Origin of the sequence: Glaciecola sp. MF2-115 (assembly GCF_047250385.1) — a bacterium.
In the GTDB taxonomy this organism is placed as follows: domain Bacteria; phylum Pseudomonadota; class Gammaproteobacteria; order Enterobacterales; family Alteromonadaceae; genus Glaciecola.
In genome coordinates, this window is the sequence record NZ_JBLBVM010000056.1 from 150,174 (window position 1) to 163,838 (window position 13,665).

The following is a 13,665-nucleotide window of genomic DNA, read 5'->3' on the forward strand; positions in this document are numbered from 1 at the left end:
TTTAGTCTACACAAGCCCTGCCTATTATTTCTCCTTTTTCATCTTGAAACTTATAATCAGCCCAAATGCTAAGCCCACAGCCATCAATGAAAATAAAACAAAGTTTCCAGCAAAAGTAATCGCCGAATAAAATACACCTAGCAGTAAAATCACAATGCCAATTGAGGTATTGGCTTTACCAATAAAATCTGTTCTCTGCGCACCATCCTTAATGTCTAAGGCATAGACTTTCCTTCCTGAACGCGCACCCTCGTGCCCCACACTCAAGACAAAGTAACAAAGAATAAAACTGATTGGCGGGAGTGATTGCGCGAAACCAAAATGAATGACGATTAAGAGTAGTACACAGATGACGAATACAATTAGAGCGCCAAGTTGCATCGTTAATCTCGCATCGTAATCAGATAACTTACCCCAAATATACGACGACACAATGGTTGCAGAGCCTTGAGCAATAATAAAACTAGATAAGCTTACTAGAGTATTTTGCGGATAGGCATTTAAAGACCAAACAATAAAAAAAGGTGCGATAAGGGCGGTATGCACAAAACAGGATCTTACCAAAATGAAATAAGCTAAATCCCCTGAGAATGTCTCAATGTAAGATCTTACTTTATCTTTGATTGATGTTGTATTTTCATCGCTGTCATTATCAGCGTCTACCTTCGTTTCAATATTCTTTAATATCAGGATACTGAGACACATCGCAAACAAACAAACCCCCGCGATAACAAGTAAAATTTGCTCATTCATTGTGCTCGAAAAGAAGCTAAAAGTAGCAAAAACCAAAGATAAGACCCCGGCGGCAGTAGAAGCAATACCGACGACATTGCCACGCATCCCTTTACGTAAATGCTCACCTTGAATGTCTTTCATCGTTAAAGAGGTCATCGCCCTTGAAAGACTTAATCCTGATAAAGACGCTAGTATTATGAAGCCGCTGATCGTAGCGTAGCTTGCACTTTCGATATTCCACATGTAAGGAAAAAGAAGCAATGGCAGTAGGAACATCATTGCGATAAACAAAGATTGCAACACCATACTGAACAGCCAAGGTTTCTGTCGGTCAGATTTGTTTTTTAACCACGCTCCCATCAGTGCTTGAGGCAGTAAAGAACCCGACTCGCGCAAAGGCACTAGCAAGCCGAGCATCCATGATGGAGCCCCCACTGCATTCAACAGTGTTGGTAGAGTTGTTTTTGCGGACAATAAAATATCGGTTAACTTTGTCAAAATTAATGACAATACGATACGCCACTTTACACTGATATCTTTCACACACTTCCTTTATTCATAGGGTATACTTACGCAATATATCAGAGATTAGTTTCATCTAAATTCAATTTAATAATTTGTTTAGATTTTCGTTTGGTCTTTAGCCTTTGGTTTATCAATCTGTTACCCTAGCGCCATAAAATTCTCCCTTCGGAAAAGGTAACACACATCCATGCTAGTAGACCCATATCTTGTCTACCTCGAAAATACAAACCTACAAAAGTCGGTCATTTCTGTCTGTCTTATTATCTTGGTTGCCGTAGTAAAGTCGATTTTAAAACGCGTACTTGTGGATAGAGGAAAGAAGCTAAATAAAAACTATCGTTCACAAGTTAACACCTTAAATAATTCACTAAACATCAGTTTAGTTTTTCTAATCTTAGCGCTCTGGTCTAGCGAAATTCAGCAATTTGCACTTTCTATTGCTGCGTTTATGTTTGCAATCGTTTTTGCGACGAAAGAGTTTATTCAGTGCTTTATCGGTTATATTTATTACCTCAGTGCCCGTCCATTTCGCATTGGTGACTGGATACAAGTACAAGATGGTGTTGGTGAGGTTATCGTAGCCGATTGGACAAAAGTGACCTTACTCGAGGTAGACCTGCATTCAAATAGCTATACAGGTAAACACCTATTCATTCCCAATAATCAGCTTCTACTTAAAACGGTTAAAAACCTTAACTTCCTGCGAAGATACAGTATGAATCAGTTCACTATAACCTGTGAACCTTTGATAGACCTTAATCCAATTATCGAAAAGTTGGAGCAAAGAGCAAACGAATATTGTGCAGATTTCGCTGACGTCGCAGAGCGTTATAAAAATGTGATAGAAAAAAGAATGGACCTCGACTTTATTAGCATAGAGCCGCATTTCCAAGTACACACAAATCAGTATGCAAAAGTGTGCATTACCGTTGACCTATTTTGCCCGGTTGAACAAAACTTGAAAATTCAACAAGCAATCACAAGAGAATTCTTTAGTTTGTGGCACCAATGTCTCGAAAAAAACGACAAAGCATTACTAAAAGAGCAGGTAAAAGCACTTCCTGAGCAGTAAATAGCCATGTTTTCTATACAAAAACCGAAAAAAGAGTATATTCTTTGTAGTGTGTCTTTTTTACTTGCGTCATTCTAAATTTTCGAAGTAAAAAAGTTTCTGCTGCTGAATTTTTTGTAAAGGAATGCCTTAATGTCAAAAACACATCGAAACGTACGTTATATTAGTAATCTTACCAAAGACACCTACGCACTTGTATTGGCCGGTGGCAGAGGTTCAAGATTACACGAATTAACAAACTGGCGAGCTAAGCCAGCGCTTTATTTTGGCGGTAAATTTCGAATAATCGACTTCCCTCTTTCTAACTGTGTCAATTCTGGAATTAGAAGTATTGGCGTGTTAACACAATACAAGTCACATTCACTCATCCGACATTTAGTCAGAGGTTGGGGACATTTCAAAAAAGAACTCGGCGAATCTGTAGAAATCTTACCCGCATCTCAACGTTTTTCTGAAGAGTGGTACCAAGGTACCGCAGATGCGGTATATCAAAACATAGACATTATTCGAAACGAATTGCCAAAGTACGTCATGGTGCTCTCCGGTGACCATATTTATCGCCAAGATTATGGACACATCATTGCTCAACATGTTGAGTCTGGCGCTAAAATGACGGTAAGCACGATAGCTGTTCCTATTGAACAAGCTAGAAATGCTTTTGGAGTAATTTCGGTTGATGAAACCGGCAAGATAGTCGACTTTAATGAAAAACCGTCAGAGCCGACGCCACTGCCAGGCTCACCGGGCATGTGCCTCGCTTCTATGGGGAATTACGTATTCGATACTGACTTTTTGTTCGAAGTATTAGAACAAGACTCACAAACAACAGGCTCAGAAAGAGATTTCGGGAAAGACATCATTCCAGCAATCATAGACAACCATGAAGTTTATGCATTCGAATTTTCAAAAAGCAGCAAGAATGACACTTATTGGCGCGATGTGGGTACGCTCGATTCATACTGGGAAGCCAATATGGAATTGGTTGCCCCAGTACCTGCATTGAACATTTATGATAAAGAATGGCCTATTTGGACTTATCAGGAACAACTTCCTCCAGCAAAGTTCGTTATGGAAAATAGTGAGAATCGTGGAGACGCTCTAAACTCTGTGGTTTCTGGTGGATGTATTATTTCAGGAGCAACGCTCACAGAAAGCATATGTTTCTCAAATGTCAGGGTTAACTCTGGCAGTTTGGTTGAACAAACTGTCATTTTGCCGGAAGTCACTATTGGTGCCGGTTCAAAAATCAAAAAAGCAATTATCGATCGAGGTTGTCAAATACCGCCGAACACGGTTATTGGTCATGATCATGAAAACGATCGAGCTAGAGGCTTCCGAGTGTCTGAAAACGGGGTTGTTCTAGTGACGAAGTTAGAGTTAGAAAAACTCAAATAAAATTACTATGATTTTGTCTTCATAAAGGGGCTTTGGCCCCTTTTTTATGCTTACCAATTTTTGAAGCCTTTAAACTATATTACTTTTATTTGGACGAGTAGTAGTAAATGCAGAAATAATGTCATTGAGTTGCGCTGCAAGTTCTATTGGTTTTTCTAGTGGAAACATGTGGCCCCCAAAATCAAGCGATTGATGTGTGATCGTTGGGTTTCCTTTCAGAAAATGTTTAATTTGTTTTGGGCGACACACATCGGTGTTCTTGCCGGTTAACAAGTAGCAAGGAGCTTGTAATTTGCCATATTGCTTGTGCAAATTGACGGGAATAGTTCTAAATATGTTTGCCTCTACTTCTACATCAAAGTTTAGCTGTCGTTGCCCTTGATACTCATGCATTACCGCTGAGACATAATCAGAAATGCAATCAATATCCATATTCTTAAATAAGGCCCTTGCCTTAAAATACTGAATTAAATCAGTCTTATGATGCCATTTCGTGTTTCTAATTTTCGTCTTACCCGCTGGCGTGAGCTTGTCAATCAGCTTCCCTTTTTTAGCAAACCTAAACACCCAGCTAGCTAAGCCAGTAAGCAAAGGTGGATCAAGCAATATCAGACCACTAAATAAAGATGGCTTTTTACAACAGGCGAGATAAGAAACCACCGCCCCAAAGGAGTGACCTACTAAAACAATGGGTAAATTACCACCTATTGAACTTTGTTCCTTCTCAACAAAATGAATAAGCTCATCGGCTTGATTTTCCCAATTATTATTTAGCGGGAACTCCGAACTATGGGCAAACTTATCAAGCGCTATGAGCTCGATATTACTGCTAAGCTGAGAAAATAACTTCGCATAACTTTGCGCTGGAAATCCATTTGCATGGGCAAAGTGCACGATTAATTCTTTTCCATCGTTCCCGCTATTTTTATCGTTCATTGTTTTATGTTGCCCTAGTTAACACTCCCTCTATTTTAACAGTAGACCTAATCTAATGCCTGCATTCTTTCAGCTTCCCCCCAATCATGTTCGATTTTTGTAGAAGACCAATAAAAAGTGGCTATTGCTAATAAGTATGGCAGCAACAACCAACTTAATGACATTCTTAATGCTTCACCTTCCCCCATCGATACAGCTAATGATTGACTTACGATACCTACAATTGTTGGTCCGCCGCCAAGTGCAATAATATTTAATACAAAAAAGAAGAGCGCCGTCGACATGGCTCTTGCATTTACAGGTGCCAATGTTTGCGCTATCGCAAAGCATGGCCCTAGATACATACCGCTGCCAAAAAGCATGATCGTCATTAAACCAATAGACAACCAAACATTCCCTACATGCAAAGAGAAGAAGAAACAAGGTACGCCAATAATCATCGCTATTGTGGGCAGTAAGGCGTATGCACGTCTTGATTTTTTCCCCCACTTATCTGCAATAACGCCACCTAACCAGACACCTAAGGCGTATGCAGTTCCATTCACAATACCAAAAACAATGAGTAGTTTCTGTATGGCTAGATCAGGGTGGATCCTCACATAGAAATCGATAATCCAAGTAGAAATGGCATAGTTACCAAATGAACCGAAAGAAATACCTAAGCACATCCCCCACCACGTTGGGATCTTTAACAAACGCTTGACCGATATTAAAAATGGCATCTGCTTAGGTCCGTTTACAACCGCAGCTCTAGTGGGTTCCTTTATGGTTAACTTCATTAATACGGCTAATGCAACTCCAGGAACACCTACGCTTATCATTACAATACGCCAATCTGCTGAACCTCCATCCAAAAAGAATGCTGCAGCAAAATAAGCAGCCATGATGCCAAATGGAATACCTAAAGAATATACGGCTAATGCTTTAGCGCGTTCTGTTGTATCAAATAAATCAGACAATATGGAATGACTAGGAGGGCTTCCTCCCGCTTCACCTATTCCAACACCTACGCGCAGTAAAGCGAGTTGCCAGAAATTAGCGGCAAGACCGGATAGCGCTGTAAATCCACTCCACAATGTCAAAGAAACCGCAATGATGTTAACTCGGTTGTAGCGGTCTGCTAACCATGCAATAGGTATTCCCACCACTGTATACAGTAAGGCAAATGCAAATCCTTTCAGAAGCCCGAGTTGAGCATCGTCCAAACCAAGGTCCGCTTTTATGAACGGAGATAAAATTCCAATAATTTGACGATCAATAAAATTGAAAGCATAAACTAGGGTTAGAATAAAAAGCACATAATTGCGATATGCCCTTGTTGGTTTATTTATTTCCGCCTGTTCTGCTACATCGGGTATTTGCATTGAATCCGCCACAGTCACTCCTAGAATAGTTTCGAATCACCATAGTGGATCACCTTTGTTATGATTGCCACTTAATGTTAATTATTTGTGAATATAAGCATAAGTAGGGTGAAGTTACTTGCAAGTCAGAATGCTTCAATACAAAATAGACTAATCCGACCAGTTAGAAATTTTTAATAGGCCACATTATGCACATCGATGAACTATTGGCACTTGCCAAAGAACAGAAATCTCACCCAAATAGAGAGTTTGTTATCCCTGTAAGTTGGGCGCAAGGACGCACTGTGTATGGTGGTTTGTCTGCAGGTTTATTGTATGCAGCGGCAAAGGCTTACGTTGACGATGATAGAGTGATGCGCTCAAACTCAACAAACTTTATTGGCCCATTGATGACTGAACTTCCCTTCACTATTTCAATTGAAATTTTACGTGAAGGGAAAAATGTATCTCAAATACTAGCCAGAGCTATTCAGAATCACAAAACCTGTGTGATGGCACAAATTTGCTTTGGCAATAGTCGTCAATCGAAAGTCAGTGTACCAAATGATGACAAGCACAATATGGCAGCGCCCAAAAAGGCCAATTTTATTCCTCCCATTCCGAAAGTGACGCCAAAATTTTTAAAACACCTCGATCTCGCTCTCGTAGAGGGCAGTATTCCGTTTATGGGGAAAAAAACCTCGCATTACCATGGCTGGACAAGATTCTCCAAAGCCCCAAAAACATTTTCTGATGCTCATCTTATTTGCATTATTGATGCTTTTCCAGGAACGATATTGCAAATGCTCAAATGGCCTGCTCCGGCAAGTTCAGTCAGTTGGAATATTGAGTTTATTCATCCTCACCGCCCTATTTCTGGTGATGACTGGCTTGCCTACCAAGCACATACAAGGCAAGCTGCAGATGGTTACGCTCATACTGAAGCGAATATTTGGGATAAAGATGGTGAGCTCATTGCCATTAGTAGACAAACAGTGGCTATTTTTGATTAATACCGTCGTAAAAAATTTAAACCCTGGTGTTTTTATGCTACCTGAAAAACGTCAGGGTTAAATAAGTGTATAATCTGCTCAACTTGATAGTTTGCGCTATCTATTGCTTCATCAATATCTTCGTCGTCTAACCCGAGTGATTCGTATAAGAATGCAGGCAAGTGACTTTCTAACTGATAATGCTGTGAATAAGTATTAATGATGGAAAGCTGATACGCCAATTGCATTATTTGCACATCAATAGTTTCAGCAGCGCTATCGTCATGATGCTGCATTGCCAATGTGGATACAATCGAATCTGGCAACAACCACTGCTGACTTAAGGCTGCGGAAATTTCAGCATATGTAAAGCCTAATGATTCATGCTGACTTTCTTTAGGCATGATTTTTGTATCAAAGCGTGCACAATCCTTTGCTCTATTTGGGCTTACTTTTAGAACAACCAGTTCACCAATGTTATGCAATAAGCCGCTGATAAAAAGTCTGTCAGCGTCTTTAATCCCTTTTAGTTCGCCAAAATGTTTGGCTAAAATGGCACAACAAACACTTTGCTCCCAAAACTTATCTAAGTCGACAAATTGCCGCTGTTCACTACTAAACGCATTTGAAACACCAAAGACAAGTGCATAATCATAAACTGCAGAAGTACCAATTACTTGAATAGCGCGTTGAACTTTATCTATTTTACGAGGAAAGCGATAGATAGCACTGTTGGCAACTTTAAGAATATGCGCGGCAAGTCCGGGATCAGACATAACAACATTTCCAATGCTATTCGCGTCTGATTTTTCGTCATCAATTAGGCTTTTCACTCTGGCTGCCGTTTCTGGAACAGCAAATAACTCAGACACCTTTTTTGCATAATCAATAGCGTTCATAATTGCCTATTTCCTTTTGTTACTTTCATTCCAGTATCGATTGAATTTCTGAATCACTCAATCACCTGAGACTTTACCATTAAACACTAATGTAAAAGTGTTTGAAGAATACGCCAATTAAATCCTTTGATACTTTTTCTACACTATTCATTGGCTGACTTCAAGAAAATCGCTCATATTTACCAGAAAACCGTCGATTACTTACTCAGTATGTACAAAGTATCAAATATTATTGAAGCTTTAATTACAATTAGTGACTCTTCGAACATTATTTAAAACGCATCAATACAAGTTTATCGACTAACAAGGTATATAGTTTACTACTAAGGTGTTTCTTTTATACTTTTGTCGTTACATTATTGGTGCGAAACTATAAGCTGTAACTAAACTGCTGAATTTAATAATGATATGAGGCAATCGTCGTTATTCTAAGTTGCTCAAAAATGCACTACGACAATAGTGCTGCGTTTTTAGTCAGTACACATATGTCTGACCAAACACTATCAAAAGGCAGCAGTATATTTTTCTAACTATATAGTCCACGGATAATTAAGAAGAGTTATGTCTGGAATAAAATCGGCCCGCCCCCTCATATTAGTCGCAATATTTTCCGTTATTTTGATGTTTTATACATATGACAAAACATTAACATTTATCTCTGCGCCAATTATTGAATTCGTACCTTATGTAACAATCAGTCTTATTTTTATTATTATTCTGAACCTTGCTATGCGGCAGGCATTAACAATGTATGTTGCAAGCATCATTGCGCTCATTACAAGTGCCCATTTTTATATTTTTCCGAATTTGACTTTAGCTAACGAAGAATTAAAAATCTTCGCTGAAACCAAGCATTTGTTAAGTTCGTTTATCATTCTTCTTCCCGTTTTCGGGCTTGTAAAAATACCTGCACACAAGGTACTGAAGAGTTTAATTTATTTGCTTGGAAGTTTGATATCTTGGATTTTCTTTAGCTATGTAATTGCTAAAATGGAAGCCCCGACTATCATTTTATCTAAAGAGTTCTTCAGCGCAATTGCAATGGTGTCGCCTTTCAATGATTTTTGGCTGAGCCCTTTACAATCTATACTGATTTGCATTAGCGGTGTCATTCTCCTGTTTATGATCCTCAGAAACGCTCACAATATCTATCTAATGGCTATCGCTATTATTGCTTCATTTACTATAGCTCACATGTCGTCGCAAACAATGATCCTGTTTGCTACTTTAGCTAGCACGATTTGTTTATGTTCTGCCATCATTAGTAGCCGTAAAATGGCTTTTAATGATGAATTAACCGGAATACCTGGGCGTCGTTCTATGGTTCAATATGCTGAAGAACTTGGACCTAAATTTGCCGTAGTTATGATAGATATCGATTTCTTCAAAAAGTTTAATGATAAGTATGGCCATGAGTCGGGCGACGACGTCATCAAACTCGTTGCCAGTAAAATAGCGCGAACAGGTAACCGAGCTAAAGCATTTAGGTATGGCGGTGAAGAGTTCACATTGGTCTTTGACGGAAGATCGATGGATGATATTCGTGAAACAATCGAAGATTTACGCGTTGCAATCGAATCTTACCCAATGGCAATACGCACACATCATAGAGCCAAAAAGTCTGCAGTCGAAGCCAAACATCGTCGTCAGAAACCTGATAAAAAGGATATCGTCAGGGTCACCTGCAGTTTCGGGATTGCAGAAAGCATGGAAGGCAGTAAAGATTTCAAAGCGGCACTTAAAAGAGCTGATACTGCACTTTACAAAGCGAAAAAAGGTGGACGAAATTGTGTCAGAACAGCCTAACAAACGGGTTTTATTTGTTGGCTTAGTTTGGCCAGAACCAAACTCAACTGCCGCAGGGCAAAATATACTAAGTTACATTCGATTGTTTTTAGATAGAGGCTACAACGTCACATTTGCCTGTGCTGCTGATAAATCAGACCACTCTGCTTCGTTGAAATCAATTGGTGTGAACGAAAAAGAAATAGTTTTAAACGACAGTAGTTTTGATGCATTTGTAAGTGATTTGAAGCCAAGCATTACTGTGTTTGATCGTTTCATTAGTGAAGAACAGTTTGGGTGGAGAGTTAGCGCTGCAGCACCGCAATCTATGAAGGTCCTTGATTGCGAAGATCTTCACTTTCTGCGAAATGCACGACATCAAGCATATAAACATGCTAAAACAAACCTAAGTGATAAAAAAACACTTAGCCATAAGACCAATGCTGAAGCTTTCATGTACAGCGATTTATGTAAACGAGAGTTAGCATCTATCATGCGCTGTGACCTCAGCATTTTGCTGTCTAACTATGAATGTGATCTACTTTCTAGCGTATTCACCATTCCAGCATCTATAATACATCACTGTCCGTTTTTACTACCTAACATGACGTCAAAGGACTCGGTAAAGAACTCGGCAAAGAGCTTTGATGAACGCACTGACTTCGTTAGCATAGGTAGCTTTAGACATGCTCCAAATTGGGATGCGGTGCTCACTCTCAAACAACATATCTGGCCAGCCATTCACAAAGCTTTTCCAAAAGCCCGCTGTCATATTTATGGTTCATATTTAACGCCAAAAGCAAAACAACTGGAGAATAAAAAAGAAGGTTTTTTAGTGCATGGATTTGCAAAAGATGCGATGGAGGTTATTGGAAGTGCACGAGTGTTGCTAGCACCACTCAATTTTGGTGCAGGTATTAAAGGAAAGCTCGTTGATGCCATGCAGTGTCGAACACCTTCCGTGACTACAAGTATTGGTTCTGAAGGGCTTCTTCCTGACTATCTCGATAAGGAACATTGGCCTGGCGCAATCTGTGATTTAAATCAATCTCATGATGCATTTATAGAATCCTCAATAGCGCTTTATGCGGATTCCGAAGCATGGTCCAAAGCTAGCAAAAAAAGCGATCTACTATTTTCCTCTGTATTTAATTTTGAAAATCAGTCTCAGCAATTAATGACGAGGCTCGATGACATTCTTAGCAACTTATCACAACATCGACAACGTCACTTCTTAGGCCAAGTAATGCAACATCATACTATGAGTAGCACAAAGTATATGAGTCAATGGATTGAGGCAAAAACGCGCTTACACGACGCTCTATCAAATGACTAGAGGCTGTTGTTAAAGCGCTTAGACTAGCTTATTCTTTATCGCCGCAATCGCATTTTGAATACCATCCTTTCGGCCCACACTGAAAAACTGGCTTAGGTTTAGCTCTGTCAAATATCCAAAATAGTCAAACGTACTCGCTTGCTTTGACCCGTTTTGCAGGTCGTCTACTTTTTCCAGTAACAATGCAAGAATGCCTCGAACAACTTTACTCTGAGTGTATGCGCACAGGCGCTCATCGCACCATGTAATCCATAACTCTGATTCACAACCGAACACTGCATTTTCATCAATACGAAGTTCAACGGGTAATATTTTCAAGTGCTTACTTGCTAGCATTAGTTGACGATATTGATTATCCCATCCTTTTGCGTCACGAATTTTCGCGGCAATAGGTAAATTAGCTGTTTCTTTAGTATCTTCGTCTAGTTGCTTTCCAAGCTTTCTTGCAGAGCCTATTTTTTGAAGCTTTATATCATCGCCGGTTTTAAGTTGCTGAATTGCGTTTACTAAGCAATCTAAAAAGGTTTGAATATCTGCTTCAGTGGTATAGCAAGCAATCGAAACGCGCATCGTACCCGCTACCTTTAAACATTGCATCAGAGGCATTGCACAGTGATGACCTACCCTCACAGCAATATTCTGTTGATAGATCAATTGAGCTAAATCATGCAAATTATGATTCTTAAGTACAAAAGAGTGTAAACCAATTGACTCACTGCATACGTCGGTTTTTCCTGACGGATTTAGATTACCCAATAAGTTCAGGTCCTTTATTTGGAGTAAACCGCTTGTCAGAGTTTCATAAAGCCTCTTTTCATGGTTTTGAATCTCTCTCAAGTTGGCTGAAAGAAATTTCGCCGCAGCACCTAAGCCAATGACCCCTGAGATATTGGGCGTTCCCCCTTCGAATTTTAATGGCGGTGCTTGATATTGAGCATCAGTGAATGACACATGCCTAATCATTTCACCTCCGAGCTTTAGAGGTGTTAAATTTTCAAGCAACTCCATTCTTCCGAACAGGACACCCACTCCCGTGGGACCATACATTTTATGAGCACTAAACACATAAAAATCACAAGCAAGTTCTTCTATATTTACTGGCAAGTGCGCAATGGCCTGAGTGCCATCAATAACAGAAATGGCCTTAACTTGTTTCGCTAAGTAACAAATGCTTTGAACTGGATAAATGTTTCCCAACGCGTTTGACACATGAGCCATAGCGACAATGGCAACGCTCTCATTCAACTGTCTTTTAAACGCCTCATATTCACTTTGCTGAAATTGTCCATCTTTTGACAAATGAACAATGTCGATACTCATACCCAAACGTTTAGATAGCTGCTGCCAAGGTAAAATATTCGCATGATGCTCACTTGCTAGGATTAGGATTTTCTCCCCCTGAAGCATGTCTCGATGCAAACCAGCGGCGATAGTGTTGATACTCTCAGTTGCACCGCTATTCAATATTATCTGTGAACTATTGTTGCAAGCTATAAGTGCTGCAACGGAGGTTCGCGCTTCTTCATAGAGTTGAGTTGCTTCGTTAGCTATAGCATAAGCACTTCGGTGAACAGTGGCATTACTGAATGAATGATAGTTATTTACGGCAGCAATTACAGACTCGTGTTTTTGTGTCGTTGCAGCACTATCTAGATACACCTGCTCTGGCTTATTGGCAAAAAACGGGAATTGATGTTTAAACACGTAAATCCTTCAGCTTATTAATACCGTAACAATCATCATTCTGTTGTTACTAGCTTTTATGCATAAAGACTAATGCTAGCCTTGTGAATATCGAACTAAGACACGTATAATAAAGGTATTAGCTAATAATTTCCCGAACATTAGCAAGAAAGGTCGAAAAATAAACTTTTCGACCTGAATGATTGTATCGATGGCAAATGAAAGCCTCCCCCAAACGTCCCTATTAAGGTAATTTTTAGAGTAGATATGACTGTACTACAAATATTAGCTGCCATTGTAAGTTTAATCGGACTTTCGATTATCTATAAAAACACAGACTTCACACAACTGTTCGATGACAGTGCTTTCCAACATCGTTTTTTTGGAGCAAGCGCTGCTGTCTTTATACTTTGGATTTTTAGAGTTGGTATTGTCGACGAATTACAAGTTCACTTTTTATGGTTGACCTCATTGGCGCTGATTCTGGGGTTTCGGTGGGCTATGATATCTGCGACTATCGCTCTGCTTGGCATTACTGTAGTGGGCTACGAACCTTTTTCTATGCTTGGCATCAACTGGTTATTAGGCGTATTACTCCCCATTTCGCTCACCTACGCAATTTTCAGTCTGACGTTTCACAAACTCCCTAAAAACCTTTTTATCTACCTGTTTGTTTGTGCCTTTTTTCCTGGTGCACTAAGCATTGCATTGAAAATTTTCGCTATGGCAGGCTATTTTTACGCCGATTCATCCTTAACTTGGGACTCTATTTTTAATAATTACGTAATATTGATACCTTTATTGATATTCTCAGAAGCGTTTTTCAATGGCTTCACAATGACTTCCCTTGTCGTCCACAAACCTCGTTGGGTTTATACATTCAACGACAAGTTTTACATTGACGGAAAGTAAAGCTCAACATCTTGGTACAAATTCCATAAAAAAAGGCATTGGTTTTAATTTA

Annotated in this window: 11 protein-coding genes; 6 read left to right on the forward strand and 5 right to left on the reverse strand. The window is 39.5% G+C overall.

Annotated features, from left to right (window positions below):
* Nucleotides 1-24: 24 nt before the first annotated feature.
* Complete coding sequence (locus ACKLNX_RS15920) at nt 25-1,278, reverse strand: MFS transporter permease (RefSeq protein WP_412973053.1); 1,254 nt, start codon at nt 1,276-1,278, stop codon at nt 25-27.
* A gap of 169 nt (nt 1,279-1,447) precedes the next feature.
* Here ACKLNX_RS15920 and ACKLNX_RS15925 point away from each other — a divergent pair, with 169 nt between their 5' ends.
* The gene (locus ACKLNX_RS15925) at nt 1,448-2,332 is read left to right on the forward strand and encodes a mechanosensitive ion channel family protein (RefSeq protein WP_412973054.1); all 885 of its coding nucleotides are present in this window, start codon (nt 1,448-1,450) and stop codon (nt 2,330-2,332) included.
* A 132-nt stretch (nt 2,333-2,464) separates the two neighbouring features.
* Nucleotides 2,465-3,727 carry a glucose-1-phosphate adenylyltransferase gene (gene glgC, locus ACKLNX_RS15930; RefSeq protein WP_411693728.1) on the forward strand — a complete coding sequence of 421 codons (1,263 nt, stop codon included), beginning with the start codon at nt 2,465-2,467 and terminating at the stop codon, nt 3,725-3,727.
* Between the two features lie 69 nt (nt 3,728-3,796).
* On the opposite strand, the gene ACKLNX_RS15935 is transcribed toward glgC, so the two are convergent.
* Both ACKLNX_RS15935 and ACKLNX_RS15940 read right to left on the reverse strand, forming a co-directional pair.
* Nucleotides 3,797-4,663 carry an alpha/beta fold hydrolase gene (locus ACKLNX_RS15935; RefSeq protein ID WP_412973055.1) on the reverse strand — a complete coding sequence of 289 codons (867 nt, stop codon included), beginning with the start codon at nt 4,661-4,663 and terminating at the stop codon, nt 3,797-3,799.
* A gap of 47 nt (nt 4,664-4,710) precedes the next feature.
* Nucleotides 4,711-6,027, reverse strand: a complete 1,317-nt coding sequence (locus ACKLNX_RS15940) for a spinster family MFS transporter (RefSeq protein ID WP_412973348.1) — start codon at nt 6,025-6,027, stop codon at nt 4,711-4,713.
* A 188-nt stretch (nt 6,028-6,215) separates the two neighbouring features.
* Here ACKLNX_RS15940 and ACKLNX_RS15945 point away from each other — a divergent pair, with 188 nt between their 5' ends.
* A complete protein-coding gene (locus tag ACKLNX_RS15945; protein ID WP_412973056.1) occupies nt 6,216-7,019 on the forward strand; it encodes an acyl-CoA thioesterase in 804 nt (267 codons plus the stop codon).
* 32 nt (nt 7,020-7,051) lie between these two features.
* On the opposite strand, the gene ACKLNX_RS15950 is transcribed toward ACKLNX_RS15945, so the two are convergent.
* Nucleotides 7,052-7,897 carry an HDOD domain-containing protein gene (locus ACKLNX_RS15950; protein WP_412973057.1) on the reverse strand — a complete coding sequence of 282 codons (846 nt, stop codon included), beginning with the start codon at nt 7,895-7,897 and terminating at the stop codon, nt 7,052-7,054.
* A 561-nt stretch (nt 7,898-8,458) separates the two neighbouring features.
* Here ACKLNX_RS15950 and ACKLNX_RS15955 point away from each other — a divergent pair.
* Together ACKLNX_RS15955 and ACKLNX_RS15960 are read left to right on the forward strand one after the other, a co-directional pair.
* Nucleotides 8,459-9,703, forward strand: a complete 1,245-nt coding sequence (locus ACKLNX_RS15955) for a GGDEF domain-containing protein (RefSeq protein ID WP_412973058.1) — start codon at nt 8,459-8,461, stop codon at nt 9,701-9,703.
* Nucleotides 9,687-11,018, forward strand: a complete 1,332-nt coding sequence (locus ACKLNX_RS15960) for a glycosyltransferase (protein ID WP_412973059.1) — start codon at nt 9,687-9,689, stop codon at nt 11,016-11,018. The genes ACKLNX_RS15955 and ACKLNX_RS15960 overlap by 17 nt, the downstream gene beginning before the upstream one ends.
* A gap of 18 nt (nt 11,019-11,036) precedes the next feature.
* Here the strand turns inward: ACKLNX_RS15960 and ACKLNX_RS15965 are convergent, their stop codons facing one another.
* Nucleotides 11,037-12,722 carry an aminotransferase class V-fold PLP-dependent enzyme gene (locus ACKLNX_RS15965; RefSeq protein ID WP_412973060.1) on the reverse strand — a complete coding sequence of 562 codons (1,686 nt, stop codon included), beginning with the start codon at nt 12,720-12,722 and terminating at the stop codon, nt 11,037-11,039.
* Nucleotides 12,723-12,968: 246 nt separating this feature from the next.
* On the opposite strand from ACKLNX_RS15965, the gene ACKLNX_RS15970 reads away from it, so the two are divergent.
* Nucleotides 12,969-13,613 (forward strand): energy-coupling factor ABC transporter permease, encoded by a 645-nt coding sequence (locus tag ACKLNX_RS15970; protein ID WP_412973061.1) that lies wholly within the window; start codon nt 12,969-12,971, stop codon nt 13,611-13,613.
* Nucleotides 13,614-13,665 lie beyond the last annotated feature (52 nt).

Coding starts and splice junctions, on each gene's coding strand:
- ACKLNX_RS15925 (WP_412973054.1), top strand. CDS start 1,448: ATGCTAGTAGACCCATATCTTGTCTACCTCGAAAATACAAACCTACAA.
- glgC (WP_411693728.1), top strand. CDS start 2,465: ATGTCAAAAACACATCGAAACGTACGTTATATTAGTAATCTTACCAAA.
- ACKLNX_RS15935 (WP_412973055.1), bottom strand. CDS start 4,663: ATGAACGATAAAAATAGCGGGAACGATGGAAAAGAATTAATCGTGCAC.
- ACKLNX_RS15940 (WP_412973348.1), bottom strand. CDS start 6,027: ATGCAAATACCCGATGTAGCAGAACAGGCGGAAATAAATAAACCAACA.
- ACKLNX_RS15945 (WP_412973056.1), top strand. CDS start 6,216: ATGCACATCGATGAACTATTGGCACTTGCCAAAGAACAGAAATCTCAC.
- ACKLNX_RS15950 (WP_412973057.1), bottom strand. CDS start 7,897: ATGAACGCTATTGATTATGCAAAAAAGGTGTCTGAGTTATTTGCTGTT.
- ACKLNX_RS15955 (WP_412973058.1), top strand. CDS start 8,459: ATGTCTGGAATAAAATCGGCCCGCCCCCTCATATTAGTCGCAATATTT.
- ACKLNX_RS15970 (WP_412973061.1), top strand. CDS start 12,969: ATGACTGTACTACAAATATTAGCTGCCATTGTAAGTTTAATCGGACTT.